The following is a 15,979-nucleotide window of genomic DNA, read 5'->3' as shown; positions in this document are numbered from 1 at the left end:
AGGAATCCCGCGGGATGACTGCAGGTGACCAACGGAAATCCCGCGGGAGAATGGTTCATCCATCGAAGCACTCCGGGCTCTTGCCTGCATCTGTAAGCGCAGAGCGAAGGCAGTGTGAAAAACGGCGCAGACGATTCGGCGTGCTTCAGTCGGACTTTTCCCTTGTGCTCGAGCTTCGCACCAAAGCTGTGCTTGTCCCCGCACGTGACCGCGAATTTCTTTTTCCATAAGACGGGGGCCCGACGCGAAAAAATTCCCTCTACTGTTTCAAGGACTGAAGTTTTCCGCGGACTGTGGAGAACAGCAGGCCGATCATTCTTCGTAACCAAGTTCAGATCGGTCGTGAGCGGGACATGCCATGAATCAAGCAGAGCAGATCGTTTTCGTAGTTCATGGAGATACGCAGGTACGAGCGTCGCTCAGCGAGCTCCTCGCAGCGAATGGCTTGCGGGCAATCACATTCCGGTGCGCCGCGGACTACATCGCGTACCCGAAGCCAGATCCGCCGGCATGCCTGATCCTCGATGTCGAACTGCCGGACGCGAATGGACTCGACCTGCAGCGTGAAGTTGCCTGCGATCATCCCGCGGTCATCTTCGTAACGTCTTCGGTAAACGTGGCGTACTCGGTCCGTGCGATCAAGGCGGGGGCGGTGGACTTTCTGACGATCCCCTTCGACCCGCAAGAGGTCGTCTGCTCGGTCCGCGTTGCCATTGCCCGCCATTCGAGCCTTCGCGAGGAGCGCCGGAGGATGGACGAACTGCGGCAGCGACTGGCGCGCCTTACCGCGCGCGAACGAGAGGTGATGTCGCTCGTCGTCAGCGGCATGATCAACAAGCAAGTGGCGCGGGAGCTGAATCTTCGCGAGATCACGGTGCAGGTTCATCGCGCCCGCGTCATGGAGAAGATGCAGGCGAGCTCTTTCGCGGAACTCGTCCGCCTTGCCGAGATGCTGCGCATTCCGTTGCGGACCGCCGTCCGGGTCAGAGGTCGCCTGCCGATGACGCGTAATCCGACCGCATCCGTCATGGCATATGACGGGCGCGCAGTCAGCATGCCCCGCTGACAGATAACGAAGAGTCGGCCTGTTGAGGAGCGCGACATCGCGCTGAATCCGGCGGGACCGACTCCCCCGTTCGCGGGATAGCAGGGCCTTCCCGTCACCATCACGATCGCCGCCTGCGCCTGTAATTCATCTCCCTGGTCGGCGCGAGGACACCGTGATGGACAGGCGGAAGTTCCTATCCGTGTTGCCGCTCAGCGCTGCTGCCCTGGCGGCAGGCTGCGCGAAACCATCAGGTAACGCGCAGTCCCCGGCCAGCTATTCGCCGACTTACTTCACGTCGGCGGAATGGGCTTTCATCAACGCGACGATTGCGAGGCTGATTCCGGAGGAGGGCGAAGGGCCGGGCGGGATCGCCACGGGCGTTCCCGAGTTCATCGACCGGCAGCTCGAATTGCCGTATGGACATGGCGCCTGCTTCTATATGAAGGGCCCGTTCATAGCCGATGCGGAACCCTCGCTCGGATATCAGCTGCGCTTTACGCCGCGTGAAATCTATCGACTCGGTATTGCGGACGCGAACGGCGCCGCCGGACGGCTCTTTCACAAGGAGTTCGCACAGATCGAGACCTCTCAGCAGGATCAACTGCTGCGACAGATGGAGCACGGCCAGTTGCAGTTCGAGCAGATTCCTGCGGCGGTGTTCTTCGCTCAGATGCTCGCAAACGCGCGCGAAGGCTACTTTGCCGATCCTCAGTACGGCGGCAATCGTCACATGCTCGCCTGGCGATGGATCGGTTTTCCCGGTGCGCGCGCCGATTTCACCGACTGGATCGATCAGGCCGGCCGCAGGTATCCGTACGGCCCGGTGTCCATCGCCGGTCGCACGTGATGGCTGCGCGGCGCAAGGCAGTGGATGCGGTGATCATCGCCCGATCCTGTCCACGGCATCGGCCGCTTCACGCTGCCGGAGTTCGATCGCGCGCTTCGCTTCGGTATTGCGCGCGGACACACGCTCTATCCCGCGATGCCTTACACCTCTTACAGCAATCTGTTGCCTGAAGACGTGGCCGCGCTGTTTGCTTATTTCCGGCTGGGCGTGAGTCCGGTCTCGATTCCGAACAAAGCCAACGAGATTCCGTTTCCGCTCTCGATGCGTTGGCCGCTCACATATTGGCGATTACTCTTTGCGCCGACGCCTGAGCCTTACGTCGCGCCCGTGGAATGGACTGCCGACGTCGCGCGTGGCGGCTACCTGGTCGAAGGGCTGGGTCACTGCGGCGAATGCCATACATCGCGGAATGCAGCGCTTGCGCTGCGTGCAACCACACCGAAGGACGGCAGCCGGTTTCTGGCAGGGGCCCGCATCGAGGGTTACTTTGCACCGAGCCTGCGCAGTGAAGGGCCGGGCAGCCTCGCGGACTGGAATGCAGAAGACATCGCGGCGTTTCTCATGACCGGTGTGAATCGGCACGGCATCGCATTCGCATCCATGAGCGAGGTGATCGTCAACAGCACTCAGCACCTGACGCAGCATGATGCTCTTGCGATGGCGGCGTTCCTGAAGACATTGACGACGCCGGGCAGGACGTTCGCTCCTGCCTTCACGCCGAATGACGACGAGCACTCGCGATTGAAGGCCGGCGATGCCAGCAAGCCGGGTGCGCAGCTGTATCTCGATAACTGCGCTGCGTGTCATCGGCCGGACGGAAAGGGTTACGAAGGCGTGTTTCCGTCGCTGGCGGGTAATCCCGTCGTACTGGCTGAAAGCGCAGATTCCATCATCGCGATCGTCTCGGAAGGCGCCACGACACCACGAACGCAGGCGACACCGGCGCGCTTCACGATGCCTTCCCTGCATTGGCGGCTCGGTGACGAAGGCGTTGCGAAGGTCGCGACCTTCGTCCGATCCAGCTGGGGCAACCAGGCGGGTGCAGTCGACATCGCGGATGTGCGTGCCGTTCGCAAGCTGGTGGCGCAGAGCGAAGCACAGTAAGCAGTTCATCGTGGAGATCGACCCATGCCCCTCTATACGGTCACGACCCAGACCGGCGTTCTCGACGAGCAGGCGAAAGCGGCGCTGGCGGGCGGGCTGACCCAATTGCACGTCGAGTTTTCGGGTGTGCCGAGGAACTGGGTTCACATCGTCTTTCACGAGTATGAGCGGGGCAATGCGTTCACGGCCGGCGAACGCGCCGCGGTGGCGGCGCTCACGCTGTGCATTCGCGTCGGTCGATCCGATGACTACAAGCGTGCACTGCTGCAGCGCCTGTGGGCTCTGTTGCAGGAAGCCACTGCTGCGCCGGACGACCAGATCGTCATCGGCATCCAGGAGGTACCGGCCAGCCAGGCCATGGAGATGGCGGCGATCATGCCGGACGTGCCGCTGCCGGAGTGAAACGCGTATCAAGGTGCCTCTGATGGATTCCCGTTCGTGCTGCGACTCTATGGACGCACGGGATTCCTGTCAGTCGCCGCCTGAGCACGAACGCAGCGGACGCCGCGTGGTGGTTCTTGCGGGTCCGACTTCAGTCGGACCTGAGCTGCCTGGGCAGTCAGGCGAGCAGGATCGATCGGACAAGATCCGATCCGCATCAGCGATGCCGCAGCAATCGATGCAGTGTTGTGTCTCACCGAGCCGGTGGCTGTGCCACCAGCGTCGCCGTTGTTGCGCAGATAAAACACTTGCTCCGATCCTTTCATCTGCAATTTTTTGCGCCCGGTTTCGACATTCAAGCGAGATGTAACCAGGTGATGTTGTGCACGGCTGACAGCCGCTGCGATTGCAGCTCGTCGCGGCCGCTATTGGCCGCTGCACAACTTTCAGGAGCACATCATCATGCTGAAGAGAATCTCTATCCCCCTGGCGCTCATTTCACTGGGCGCCGCACAGGGTGCATTGGCGGCCGAAGAGGGCCGGTGGACGGCGGCGTTCCAACTCGGCACGTCGCTGGTGCCGCACGGCAGCTTCCAGGCTCGTGAAACGGCGTCGATCGCCAATCTCGGCTCCGTCATTCCGTCGCTGGCGGGTAAGGCAGGCACGTTGGACCTGGAACGGCAGAACTTCGACGATATCTTTCGTGCTGGCCCGAGCTTCGGACTCGAGCTCGGCTATCAGGCGACGGCCAAACTCGAGCCCTTTGCGCGGTTGAGCTACACGCAGTTTCGCGGCAGGACGACCCGCATCGGTGACATCCAGTCTGCAGCGCTGGCGAAGCCCGCCGATATCAGAGCGGAATTCGACGACCTCGAGTCCTGGACCGCCGACTTCGGTGCGCGGTACTACTTCATCGATACGGGGCGGACGCGGCCGTATCTCGGCGGGTACGTTGGCGTCGAGCGGGCGAGCGAGTTGCATGCGCACGTACGAGTCGATGGAACGCTGACGCCACCGAAGCGCGTCGAACTGTTGCCGAAGGAAACACGGTTCGATGCAGGCGTGGAGGTTGGCTTGGCCTATGAGATCGCGTCGAGGACGGCTCTGCGCTTCGGCGTGGGCGCGGACTACAACAGCCCAAGGCACCAGACCTCTCATGCCTACCAGAGTCTCGGTGCCGCTCCGATGCGCGTCACGGATCAGAGCTGGTCGTTCCCGATCGATCTCGGCCTGACTTTTCAATTCTGAGAACGTCAGGGAGCTTACGGCGCCCCGCAGATAACTGCGGGGCGTTCGTGCGAGCGTCACATCGCTTCGCGGCAGATATGTACGAAGCCGACTGCCGTGCACGCCTGCATGCGTCGTCGATTCACGTCTCGAATGAAATGCTTTCTCGTCGCTGCGACATCAGTTCTCAACGCGGCGAGGAGAATCTGACGAGAAGTTGAACGACACCTGCGTAGGGGGCCGGGGCTACCTCTTCCGGGGTAACGTAAGACTGGAATTGGCATGCTTCAGCGTTGCCAGGAATCTATGTGCTGTGGCCCGGTAACCCGCCGGGGCATCTGGCAACAGGAGCCCGACATGGATACTGCAACTGCAACCCCTATGAAACCACTCTTCGCGGCCGGTACGCATGTGCTGGTCGCCGACGAGGACGCCGAAACCCGCAGCCGCATCTGTGAGTATCTTGGGCAGCACGACTTCCGGGTGACGGCGGTCGACGATGGCAACAAGATGCTGGACATCCTGGGGCGAGAGGCGATCGATCTGCTGCTGCTGGAACCGCGATTGCGAGGCAGCGAGGGAATCGGCCTCACCCGCAGCATTCGCGAAACATCCAAATTGCCGATCGTCGTGTTGTCCGCGTTGCGGGAGGAGGCGGACTGCGTCATGGGACTCGAACTCGGCGCGGACGACTATGTCACGAAGCCTTTTTCGCCTCGCGAACTGCTCGCCCGGATTCGCGCGGTGCTGCGGCGGTCGCAGGCGACACTGGCCGGCAGCCCGGACCGATCGGTGCGAGCCTACCGGTTCGGCGGCTGGGAATTGAATGTGAGGCTGCATCGGCTGCTGTCGCCCGCGGGAGCCCGGGTGCCGATCTCGCGGGGCGAGTTCAGCCTGCTGTGTGCCTTCCTGTCGCAGCCCCAGCGCATCCTCACCCGCGATCAACTGCTCGACATGTCACGCCTGCACAGCACGGAGGTCTACGATCGGTCCATCGATGTGCAGATCCTGCGCCTGCGACGCAAGATCGAGGCCCATCCGGCGACGCCGCGCTTTTTTCGCACCGAGCGTGGTACCGGCTATTTCTTCGATGCGCTGGTCGCGACGGTACGGTGAGGCGTCCGACATTTATTTCTGCGGGTAGGGGTCTGAATGGCACCGCCCGGGGTCTTGTCTGGTTAGAAGCCGGTAGCGGTAACCCGGCGATCCAGGGGCGTATGTCCAACAAGTCTGTTCTCCTGGGGTGGCGGCAACAGTGGAACCGGAGCCTGGTCCAGTTCCTGCGGCGACGGGTGTCCGTAGCCGTCGATGTGGAGGACCTGGCCCAGGAAACCTATCTGCGGCTGCTGCGAGCCCGCGACCTGAGCGAAGTACAGAACCCGCACGCGTATCTGTTGCACGTGGCAAGACACGTCACGCCGGATGGGCGCGAGCGGCAGCGCAATGGCGATGCGACCGTCGAACTGGGCGAGGCGATGCTGCTCGATGAGAGCTCGCCGGACCTCGAGCTGGATGCGCACCTGTCGCAGCAGCAACTGGCCCGCACGCTGGCGAGCGTCTCGCCGATGATGCAGGCGGTGATGGTGCTCAAGCTGCGCGACGGCCGGTCCTGCGAGGAAATTTCCAACGATCTGCAGATCACTGTCAGACAGACGCGGCGGTACCTCGTGCGTGGCTACGAACGCCTGCGGGCAGCATTGGGAGAGCTGGCGTGAGTCAATACAAGGAGTCATTGGCCCCGGTTTCCGAGCAGGCCGCCCATTGGTGGATAGTGTTCAACGATGGAGCCGTTTCGAAGAGCGAGCGGCGCGGCTTTGCCGAGTGGGTTGGCCGCTCGCCTGAACGGGTTGCAGCCTATCTGCGCGTGGCGCAGGTCCATTCTGCCGTCACGAACGCGGAGGGCGGCTGGCCTGCCAAATCGGCCGCCGAGTTGATTCGCGACGCACTGGCCGCGCCCGCCGATCCTGTCTATCTGCCCCTCCGTCAGCGTCCCGTGCAGCGTCGCGCTGAACCGACGACGCGGCGCTTCGCACTCGCTCTGGCTGCTTCGGTGCTGATCGCAGTCTGCATCGGATGGTGGACGCTGTCGCGCCCCCGGCAGTTTCAGACGGAAATCGGCCAGCAGCGAGCGGTCGTGCTGGGGGATGGATCGCGCGTGACACTCAACACCGCATCGCAGATCGAAGTACGTCTGCGCTCGGGTGAACGGCGGATCGATCTGATCAAAGGCGAGGCGCTGTTCGAGGTCGCCCATGATTCGACGCGACCGTTCAACGTGCATGCGGGCGCGGCGGTGGTACGGGCCGTGGGTACGGTGTTCGATGTCGACCGTCGAGCCGACCGCACGACCGTCACGGTGGTGGAGGGGCGCGTCGCAGTGAACGAGCAGCGGTCGCGCTTTCCCGTGCTGACCGCGTCCGATCGCATCACCGTGGGTATCAATGGATCCGGTCAGCTGGAGCGTGGCGTCGATGTCGCCGCTGCCACCGCGTGGATGCAGCAGCAACTGGTGTTTCAGCGGCGTCCGCTGGGTGAAGTGGTCGAGGAAATCAACCGCTACAACGCCGGGCGGATCGAGATCCGCAGTCCGGCCCTGCGGGACGAACCGATCACGGGACGGTTTTCGTCGAACGACGCAGCGATGTTTGCTTCGTTCATTGCGGGGATTCCCGGGGCCCATGTCGAAACCGATGGCAAGGGTGGCTTCATCGTCACACGAGTCCCGGACGCACCGTAGCCCGGCGTCCGGGGCGCATATTCACTTCGAGGAACTGTCATGTCGACCGACGAGAAGATCTGCGTGTTGATCGCGCATGGGAATCCGCTGGTGGCGGCCGGGCTCGAAGCCGCCTTCCGCGCCGCCGATTCGTTCCGCTTGTCCGCGCACTGTGCACCGCAGGACGGAGTGGATGCTGCGCTTCGTTTCGGGCGCGAGGCCATCGCAGTGACTGACTACCAGGCGGGGCTGGGCATCCTGGCCTCGCAGAACAGCCGACGCTGGCGCGTGCTGATCGTGAGCGATGACGACAGCGAAGTGAGCGTGCGTCGCGCCATCGAACTCGGCGTCAGGGGTTATCTGCCGCTGTGCGCGCCGGTGTCGGCGGTGATCGGCGCCGTGCGCTGTATTCACACTGGCGGGACTGCCATCGACACGACGTTCATCGCGAAGATCGCCGCGAGCCTGGCATCCCCGTCGCTGACGGGCCGGGAAATCGAGGTCCTGAGGTTGATGATGCTGGGCCTGCCCAACAAGGCGATCGCGGCGGTGCTGAAGCGCAGCCTGGGCACGGCGAAGTCGCATGTGAAGGCCATCCTGGCAAAGCTCGATGCAGCGACGCGTGTCGAGGCCGTGGCGGTCGCGCGGCGGCGGGGCTTGATCTCCGATGATGCGATTCAGATGCCTGTCGGCAGACTTGCAGGCAAGGCCCATGAGTTCGAGCGGCGGCGCGCGTTGGGTCTCAGCTCGCGGCACGTCAAAGACAGCGCTCTGAGGAATCTCTGATTTATTCCCCGTTCCAGGTCCGCACCCATGCTTCTGCTCGTGCCCGATGCGTAGCGACCGTACAAGCCGACACTGGTGAGCGCGAGCGGAACCCGATACTGATGGATGGTGTAACCGACGAGCATGCCGTTGAGCGAACCGTCGAGCCAGGCCGCCTTGATGAGCGTTGCAGAAGACTGAACGATCGCAGTTGTGCGGAGATGGCTGAAATTTCGTATGCCAGACATCGCTGCGTTTGCCAATCATGTATTTCCATTACACCTGATTCGCGTGAGCGTCCCGTATGATCCGGCTGCTGCTTCAATCCTCTGCAAGAGCCTCTTTGGTGACCTCATGCGTAGGGACGCGAGATGGGCCTGTCCGTTCGAATCCGCTCGTTCCGGCGTGGAGGGAGGCATGACGAAACCAGAAGGCACGGTCTACGTAGTCGATGACGACCCCGGCGTGCGCGAATCGATGGAGGACCTGCTTTCCTCGCACGGATTCGCTGTCACCACATTCAGTTCCGCAGCTGATTACAAAGCGGCTGTGGCTAGTGCAGACGGACCAGCGTGCCTGGTGCTGGACATCGATCTTCCCGACATGAGCGGCCTGGAACTGCAATCGGAACTCGCGGGTCACCAACATCCGCCCATCGTTTTCATCACCGGCTACGGCGATATTCCATCGTCGGTACGGGCAATCAAGGCAGGGGCCGTCGACTTCCTGCCGAAACCGTTCACGTCGAAGCAGCTCCTGACAGCCATCGACGCCGCCTTGCTCCAGCACCGGGAGATGCACAGCCAGTTGGTGGAACTGGCGAGTCTCAGAGTCCGCTATGCGTCACTGACGCCGCGTGAGCGGGAAGTGTTGCCGCTGGTCGTGCGGGGTCGGCTCAACAAGCAGGCAGCGGCCGAGCTGGGGATCAGGGAGGTCACGCTGCAGATCCATCGCGCGCACATCATGCGCAAGATGGACGCTGATTCCCTGCCTGATCTGGTGAGGATGTCGATGAAGCTCGGCATTGCATCCACCGCGAGCGAGGGTCAATCCACGTCACAGTTGCGGAGTTCTGCTGCGGGCGAGGGCAGATCCGGAACAGACCCGACATGAACCAAGGCAGTTATGTGGACGTGGCCGTTGTCGACGACGATTGTGCGGTTCTCGAAGCCATGATGGACCTGCTCGCATCTGCCGGCTTGACCGCGTGCAGATTCTCGTCAGCCAGGGAGTTTCTCGATAGCGGGGCGCTCGATTCCATCGGCTGTCTGGTGTCGGACATCCGCATGCCCGGCATGGACGGTTGGGAGCTGCGATTCATTGTCGCCGCGCGGCGCCCCGAGCTGCCGATCATACTGATTACCGCGCACGAAGGTGGCAGGCAGGTGGCGTCCCCCGATGGCCATCAGATTCTGTTCAGCAAGCCGTTCGATGCCCAGCGACTGCTTGCCGCAATAACTTCTGTCCTGCGAAAGCCCTGAGAAATCTCTGATTCATTCCGTTCGCCCTGAGATTCCATGGACAGCGTTCAAGTGAAGAATGGGGTCTCATTCCCTGTGTGGGTCCGACTTCAGTCGGACCTCAGCGGAGCACCGCCCGTGGCGGTCACGTCCGGCTGCGACCAACGGGAATCCCTTGGGGAAAGCCGGACCCACACAAAGGAGTCGGCCTCTCTCCGTTTGCCCTGAGATTCTATGGACGAGCGCAAGAGCGGGAGTGCTTCGACCTGGCTCAGCACGAACGTACAAGAGAGCTGAAGCTTCCTCCGTTCTCCCTGAACCCTGTCGAAGGGTTCTGATTCACGGACAGACGCAAGAATCGAAGTGCTTCGATGAATGAACCATTCGCCCCCGGGATTTCCGTTGGTCACCTGCGGTCATCCCGCGGGATTCCTTTCAGTCACGGGTTCAGCGCGAACGCGAAGGAGAGGCATCGCTGGCGGCGGTCGGAACGCTGGATGCTGCGACGCCTGGCAAAGTGAACTGGAACACCGCCCCTCGAGGCATGTTCGGCGTCACCCAGATGCGGCCGCCGAAGGATTCGATAATGGTCCGACTGATCGCCAGTCCCATGCCGAGTCCGCCGGATTTGGTGGTGAAGAACGCATCGAACAGATGACCCTGATGCTCGGACGAAACGCCCGGCCCGGAATCGCTCACAGCCACCAGGACAGTGCCGGAAGCATCGGCGCTCGAAGCCACGAGCAGATCGTGTGGCAGTGGGGTGGCAGCGTTGTTCATGGCTTCGATGGCGTTGACCATCAGGTTCACGATCACCTGCTGGGTCTGAATGCGGTCCGCGAGAACGAAGGGCAGAGTGCTGACGAGATCCGCCTGCACCACGATGCCTTTGCGCTCTGCTTCTGGACCGAGCAGGATTATCGTCTCCCTGACGACCTCATTGATGTCGACCAGTTCCTTGTGCGGGGTCGCTTTCTTTACCAGCGCCCGAATCCTGTCGAGCACGTCGGCCGCCCGGTGGCCCTCCCTGACGATGCGCTCGAGCGCGCGCTCGGCTGAGCCGACATTGGGCGGTTGGGTCGACAGCCAGCGCAGCCCGGCGTTGGCGCTCGCCACGACGCCGACCAGCGGTTGCCGTACATCGTGAGCAATCCAGGCACACAGCTGTCCCATGGTCGCGATCCGGTTCGCATGCGCCAGCTCTGACTGCAGAGCCCGGTAGCGCAGTTCGCTTTCGCGGAGCTTTTCCTCCGCCTGCTTCTGCTCCGTCAGGTCCACGATGAAGGCAACACCCTCAGTGGGCGTGCCATCGAAAGCCGCTGCGCCAATCATGACCGGCACGCGCGTGCCGTCCTTGCGGAAGAATTCCTTCTCGAGATGTGGCATCTCACCGGTCGCCAGCAGGTGGCGAATGCCGGCGGCACTGACTTCCTGGGATTCCTCAGGCGTCATGTCCGCCCAGTTCAGTCCCACCTGCAGGTCCTTGCGTTCGTATCGCACCATGCGGAGAAACGCATCATTGGCGTCGAGCACGCGGCCATCGAGATTCCAGATCAGGATACCGATGACCTTGGAGTCCAGCAGGCGGCGAATCCGGGCCTCGCGCGCCTTGAGATCGTCGTACAGACGCGAATTCTCCAGGGAGATCGCCGCCTGCGATGCCAGCAGCCTGAGGATCGAGAGCCGCTTCGCGGTGAACACGTGTGCCGCAAGGTTGTTCTCGAGATAGAGCAGACCGACGCGCTTGGCCTGATGCAGAAGCGGCAGACACAGCAGTGAACGAGTCCGCTGGCGGCGAATGTAAGTGTCGGAAGAGAACGTGTTCTGGACTTGCGCGTCGTCGAGAATCACGCTTTCCCCGGTGTGGGCCACGTATTGAACGATGGACTCCGGCAGCTCTGCGTCGACGACTGGCCCATCCTGCAGACGCACCAGCACCCCCTCGGCATGGGTTCGCGCCTCGGCGGCAATGCGATGCTCGGCGTCTCGCACCAGGACCAACACAGCTCGCTCGGCGCCAGCGTCATTGATGACCGTGCGCATGATCGTTTCGATCAGTCTGGCGAGATCGATTTCACTGGAGACCGCCTGCGAAACCTTGATGACAGTCGCCAGATCGAGGTGCTCGGGAAGTTCGGTCGCAGCGGCGGCTGTGGAGTCCGGTGCGCGCTGCTCGCCCCAGATAGGTGGATACAACGCCTCCATCTGCCGCACCTTGCCGTGAGCGCCCCACCGCAGATAGCAGTGCCGGGCTTCGCGTAAGTACGCACGCGCAATCGTTTCAAGACCGCGTGCCGCATAGAAACGCGCGGCGGTTTCGTGGGCAACGCCTTCGTTCTGGATGAATCCGTGCTGACGCGCCAGCCGGATACTGTCCTCATAGAGAATCTGTGCTTCGCTTTCGCGGCCCTCGAGACGCGCGATCTCGGCCGAGATGAGGCTGTGTTTGTCCGCAAAGGTTGGCGAGCGCGTTTCTTCGGCCCAGACGCCGAGCTGCTCGTGGTGCGCGCGCAGGTCACTCATCAGGGTATCCCGCCGCGGTCCGGAAGCGTCGGCCACCACCGCGGCAATCGCCAACGCGGTGTAGTAGTAATAGTCCATCTGCTGTACCTGCACGACTCGGATGCCGTCTGCAGGCCTGGCGCAGTCCGCGCATCGCAGCGCTGCTTCGTAGTCGCCAGCGAGTACGTACAGCATGAGTTTCCGGGTCCAGTACCAGTACACGACCACGGTCATGCGCGAGCCGGTCAGCTCGCTTTCAAACGCCTCCTGGTCGAACGCTTCGTCGTCGTAGTGGCCAAGGTCGCGTGTCAGGCCGCGCAGGCTTGCGACCGCTCGCTCGGTCGTGACGATCAGGTCGGTGCCGTCGCGGAAGCCGAGGCCACGAGCGAAGCCAAGATATTCATCGGCCGCCAGCGCAACCTGTTCCAGTTGCTGGCCGCTCAGGAACAGCGACTGGACAGTCTGTGCCGCAGAGTAGGTGGCGAAGTACAAATCGCCCGCGCGAACTCCGGTCTCGTAGGCGCTGCGATTCCATCGGGTCGCCGTTGTCATGGGCTGAGTCCATTGAGCGGTCAGAGCCATGGACGCGCGAATCCGGGCCATGTCCAGCAGATCGTTGCGCTTGTCTGCCATCGCGCATGCCAGGCCGCAGATTCGATAGCCTTCTTCGTATCGTCCGAACGCCGGGCCGATGATCCAGCCGAACAAGGCATAACCCTGATTGGTCGCCGGGCTGCCGTGTATCAGGCTGAGATTGACCATGTGAAAGATGGTCAACGTCGTGAGATTGAAGTTCGTGAAATAAGCCGGCGGGTAGAGTTCTGCGAGCAGCCGTACGGTTGCTATCTTCTCCGGATCGACCATCGCCGGAAGATCGACGATGCTGTCGACCGACCGGCCATTCAGCGTCGTCCAGATGCGGTCGTATTCGCGTTGCACATCTGCCCAGGAGGGTTTTGCCGACAGCTCGATGCCCAGCAGGCGCAACGCGGACAGGGCGCTTGCGACCGCAAGATCATTCTCCGAGCGCACGACGTGCAGTTCGACCTTGAGTCGATAGACGGCGGCCGAATCGATCGCGGTCCGGGCCCGTTGCAGCAATGCGACGATCAGCCGCTCGGCGTCGACGAACTCGCTGCTGAGAAACGTGCATTGCGCGTTCTCGAGGTGCAGGGCGAAAGCCAATTCGTATTGATCGATCCAGCCATCCTCGTCGAGCTGCGCGATCCCCTTTGCAGCATATTCCCTGGCCGCCTTGTAGGCCGCAGCGGATTTCGCTTTGCGGCCGGCGCGCAGGTTGAGTGACGCTGCAGCGATTCTTTCGCTGTTCTCTGCCATACCGAAGTCGGCCCGATTGAACTGGCTGACGATCTCGAAGATCTCGGTCTCCACTTCGTTGTCCGACAGGTCGGCCAGCAGACGGGTACCGATGTTCCGATGGATCCCAGGCCGCTCGGACTCGGCCAGCATGGCGTAAGCCGCTTCGTGAACACGGTCATGAGCGAACGCATAGGCATCATCGATCTGCAGCAGCAGGCCCGCGTGCAGCGCTTCGCGAAGCACGCCCTGTGTGTCTGATTCGGATGCGCCCAGGACATGGCGGAACCTGGCGATGGCAGTGCTGTTGCCGAGACAAGCCATTTGTTTGAGCGCTTGCAGCGAAGCGTCTGGCAGCCGGCTCAGTCGTTCGATCATCAGATCGACCACATTGTCGCCGACCCTTCTGGCCTTGATTCGCTCGATGTCCCACCGCCACGCCGCCGTCTGCGGGTCGTAGTGGAGCAGCGCCTCGTCCGCCAGTGCGCTGATGAACTGCATCGTGAAGAAGGGGTTGCCGCGGGTTTTCTCGAATGCGATCTGCGCCAGCGAATCCACTTGCTGCGGCTCCGTGCCGAGCGCATCCGCAATCATCGTCGCCATGTGTTCGGTCTGAACGGGGCCGAGCACGATCTCCTCCGCCGCTACCCCGGATTCGCGGATCGCCTGCAACCTGCGCGTGAGCGGATGTGCCGGTCCGACTTCACTGTCCCGATAGATCCCGACGAGCAATAGATTGCGTACTTCGCGCTGGGTGGCGAAATCTTCGAACACGGCGAGTGTCGCCGCATCCAGCCACTGCAAGTCGTCCAGCACCAGAACGAGCGGATGCTCGTCACGTGCAAATACGTTGAGGAGCTGCCGGAAGACCAGAAGAATGCGATTCTGGGCATCGGGTCCGGACAGATCAGACACGGCGGGCTGCTCGCCGATGACGAGGGCGAGTTCCGGAATCAGGTTGGTCATCAGGCGGCCATTGGCGCCGAGCGCCTGCACCAGCGCCTGCCGCCAACGCTCGAGTTCCGGGTCGCTTTTACTCAACAACTGGCGCACGAGGCTTTGAAAGGCCTGGGCCAGGGTGGCGTAGGGAATGCCGCTTTTGTATTGGTCGAACTTGCCGGCGGCAAAGAGACCCCGCGGCGGCACCAGCGCCCGGTGCAGTTCGTTGACGACCGATGACTTGCCGATGCCTGAATAGCCGGACACCAGTACGAGCCCCGCTGCGCCGTGTGTAAGGACGCGCTCGAACGCCGCGAGCAGGCGTCCTATTTCGGCGTCGCGCCCGTAAAGCTTTTCCCGGAACCGCAGCTGGTCAGTGGCGTCGCGGTCGCCCAAGGCGAAGTGCCCGATGGATCGATGCGTTTCCCATTCGGCCAAGCAGTGTTCGAGATCGTGTTCCAATCCGGCCGCCGTCTGGTAACGATCCTCGGCACCTTTGGCGAGGAGCTTCATGACGATGGCGCACAGGCGCTCGGGGAGCGCGTTCACCCGGTCAGCGGGACTCGCCGGTTGCCGGGCGATATGACAGTGCATCCATTCCATCGGATCCGAGGCCGTGAACGGCAGGGAACCGGTCAGCATCTCGTAGAAGGTGACGCCAAGCGAATACAGATCGCTGCGGAAGTCGATCGACCGATTCATGCGCCCGGTCTGCTCGGGCGCCATGTACGCGAAGGTGCCGGAGATGACCTCCGGCGGCGCTGGTGACTGACGCTCGCGCGGTACGCGGGACGCGAAACCAAAACCGGTCAGACGGACTTCGTCGGTCGCGGTGTTAACCACCACGTTTCCCGGCCGAATGTCCTTGTGGATGAGGCCATTCCCATGCAGTCGACCGACGGCACGACACAGCGCGATGGCCAGGGGCAGGAACCGGCCCACGTTCATCGGCGCATCGATCAGCTGGGTGAGTGGCTGGCCGCCTGGATCTTCCACGAGCAATACGTTGCGCTCGCGCACGAGCTGCAGAGGCCGCATCGCCCACGCACTGTCGAGGCTGTCCCTCAGTTCGATTTCATGCGCCAGACGGCCAAGCACTTCGAGCCAACGGCTGTTTCCTGTAGCAGGCTGTACTGCCAGCACGGGAATTCGTACGCCGTCGGTATCGACCCACGAGCCTCGTTCGAAGACCCGTTCTGCGTCCTGCCATGCAACCTCGAAGGCGGGATCGTCGCTGGCATCCACAGAACCGAGTGTATTCACCGGCCGAATTTCATTGATTGTTGCTCACACTGCCTCGTGAAAGTGCAGGAAGGCGCAGCCGGCAGCCCCTGGGAACCGGCTCGATGATAGCTGTCCGCTGCGCAGCAAGAAACATAAAAAAATGATTGCAGCGACCTGGCGACGTGAAGCCGGTGTTGGAGCGAGCGTCCCTTGGTTGGGCTTCTTCACGTCGGTTGGCTGAATGCGCGTCATGGTTGAAGTAGCAACGCCAGGATGAGCGGGCGCGACCTGCGTCGGATGGGCTGCTTCTTTCGGGATAGTGGGAAACTCGTAACACAAAAGTCGAATTGGCGCGTACCGCCGTTGTCAGGACTCTAAAGGCCAATGGCCCGGTAACCCGTCGGGCCAGCGGCAACAGGGGCCGACGTGGGGACCGCAACCGCTTGGGA

At 62.4% G+C, this 15,979-nt stretch carries 12 protein-coding genes; 11 read left to right on the top strand and 1 reads right to left on the bottom strand.

Annotated features, from left to right (window positions below):
* Positions 1-358: 358 nt before the first annotated feature.
* The 11 genes from VIZ63_RS11070 to VIZ63_RS11020 all read left to right on the top strand — a co-directional run bounded on the left by VIZ63_RS11070 (position 359) and on the right by VIZ63_RS11020 (position 9,569).
* On the top strand, positions 359-1,066 hold the full coding sequence (locus VIZ63_RS11070) for a response regulator transcription factor (protein ID WP_331609665.1): 708 nt from the start codon (positions 359-361) through the stop codon (positions 1,064-1,066).
* A 157-nt stretch (positions 1,067-1,223) separates the two neighbouring features.
* Complete coding sequence (locus VIZ63_RS11065) at positions 1,224-1,895, top strand: gluconate 2-dehydrogenase subunit 3 family protein (RefSeq protein WP_331609664.1); 672 nt, start codon at positions 1,224-1,226, stop codon at positions 1,893-1,895.
* Positions 1,896-2,030: 135 nt separating this feature from the next.
* Positions 2,031-2,999 (top strand): cytochrome c, encoded by a 969-nt coding sequence (locus VIZ63_RS11060; RefSeq protein WP_331609663.1) that lies wholly within the window; start codon positions 2,031-2,033, stop codon positions 2,997-2,999.
* A gap of 24 nt (positions 3,000-3,023) precedes the next feature.
* Positions 3,024-3,401: a tautomerase family protein gene (locus VIZ63_RS11055; RefSeq protein ID WP_331609661.1), complete on the top strand. Its 378-nt coding sequence runs from the start codon at positions 3,024-3,026 to the stop codon at positions 3,399-3,401.
* Positions 3,402-3,842: 441 nt separating this feature from the next.
* On the top strand, positions 3,843-4,628 hold the full coding sequence (locus tag VIZ63_RS11050; RefSeq protein WP_331609660.1) for a hypothetical protein: 786 nt from the start codon (positions 3,843-3,845) through the stop codon (positions 4,626-4,628).
* A gap of 336 nt (positions 4,629-4,964) precedes the next feature.
* On the top strand, positions 4,965-5,723 hold the full coding sequence (locus VIZ63_RS11045) for a response regulator (protein ID WP_331609659.1): 759 nt from the start codon (positions 4,965-4,967) through the stop codon (positions 5,721-5,723).
* A gap of 101 nt (positions 5,724-5,824) precedes the next feature.
* Positions 5,825-6,322 carry a sigma-70 family RNA polymerase sigma factor gene (locus VIZ63_RS11040; RefSeq protein WP_331609658.1) on the top strand — a complete coding sequence of 166 codons (498 nt, stop codon included), beginning with the start codon at positions 5,825-5,827 and terminating at the stop codon, positions 6,320-6,322.
* Positions 6,319-7,344, top strand: coding sequence for a FecR family protein (locus tag VIZ63_RS11035; protein ID WP_331609657.1), 1,026 nt, complete (start codon positions 6,319-6,321; stop codon positions 7,342-7,344). Before VIZ63_RS11040 ends, VIZ63_RS11035 begins: the two co-directional genes overlap by 4 nt.
* Positions 7,345-7,383: 39 nt before the next feature.
* A complete protein-coding gene (locus tag VIZ63_RS11030; protein ID WP_331609656.1) occupies positions 7,384-8,109 on the top strand; it encodes a response regulator transcription factor in 726 nt (241 codons plus the stop codon).
* 396 nt (positions 8,110-8,505) lie between these two features.
* Positions 8,506-9,201, top strand: coding sequence for a response regulator transcription factor (locus VIZ63_RS11025; protein ID WP_331609655.1), 696 nt, complete (start codon positions 8,506-8,508; stop codon positions 9,199-9,201).
* Positions 9,198-9,569 (top strand): response regulator, encoded by a 372-nt coding sequence (locus tag VIZ63_RS11020; RefSeq protein WP_331609654.1) that lies wholly within the window; start codon positions 9,198-9,200, stop codon positions 9,567-9,569. The genes VIZ63_RS11025 and VIZ63_RS11020 overlap by 4 nt, the downstream gene beginning before the upstream one ends.
* A 426-nt stretch (positions 9,570-9,995) precedes the next feature.
* Here VIZ63_RS11020 and VIZ63_RS11015 read toward each other — a convergent pair whose 3' ends face one another.
* Positions 9,996-15,569, bottom strand: coding sequence for a trifunctional serine/threonine-protein kinase/ATP-binding protein/sensor histidine kinase (locus VIZ63_RS11015; RefSeq protein WP_331609653.1), 5,574 nt, complete (start codon positions 15,567-15,569; stop codon positions 9,996-9,998).
* Positions 15,570-15,979 lie beyond the last annotated feature (410 nt).

The sequence above is a fragment of the Povalibacter sp. genome (assembly GCF_036520495.1).
Classification (GTDB): Bacteria; Pseudomonadota; Gammaproteobacteria; order Steroidobacterales; family Steroidobacteraceae; genus Steroidobacter.
The sequence above is the reverse complement of the archived record's forward strand: the minus strand, read 5'-3'. Positions and strand labels throughout refer to the sequence as shown.

Excerpts from the sequence above, each read along its gene's own strand:
- VIZ63_RS11070 (WP_331609665.1), top strand. The coding sequence starts at position 359 with ATGAATCAAGCAGAGCAGATCGTTTTCGTAGTTCATGGAGATACGCAG.
- VIZ63_RS11065 (WP_331609664.1), top strand. The coding sequence starts at position 1,224 with ATGGACAGGCGGAAGTTCCTATCCGTGTTGCCGCTCAGCGCTGCTGCC.
- VIZ63_RS11060 (WP_331609663.1), top strand. The coding sequence starts at position 2,031 with ATGCCTTACACCTCTTACAGCAATCTGTTGCCTGAAGACGTGGCCGCG.
- VIZ63_RS11055 (WP_331609661.1), top strand. The coding sequence starts at position 3,024 with ATGCCCCTCTATACGGTCACGACCCAGACCGGCGTTCTCGACGAGCAG.
- VIZ63_RS11050 (WP_331609660.1), top strand. The coding sequence starts at position 3,843 with ATGCTGAAGAGAATCTCTATCCCCCTGGCGCTCATTTCACTGGGCGCC.
- VIZ63_RS11045 (WP_331609659.1), top strand. The coding sequence starts at position 4,965 with ATGGATACTGCAACTGCAACCCCTATGAAACCACTCTTCGCGGCCGGT.
- VIZ63_RS11040 (WP_331609658.1), top strand. The coding sequence starts at position 5,825 with ATGTCCAACAAGTCTGTTCTCCTGGGGTGGCGGCAACAGTGGAACCGG.
- VIZ63_RS11030 (WP_331609656.1), top strand. The coding sequence starts at position 7,384 with ATGTCGACCGACGAGAAGATCTGCGTGTTGATCGCGCATGGGAATCCG.
- VIZ63_RS11025 (WP_331609655.1), top strand. The coding sequence starts at position 8,506 with ATGACGAAACCAGAAGGCACGGTCTACGTAGTCGATGACGACCCCGGC.
- VIZ63_RS11020 (WP_331609654.1), top strand. The coding sequence starts at position 9,198 with ATGAACCAAGGCAGTTATGTGGACGTGGCCGTTGTCGACGACGATTGT.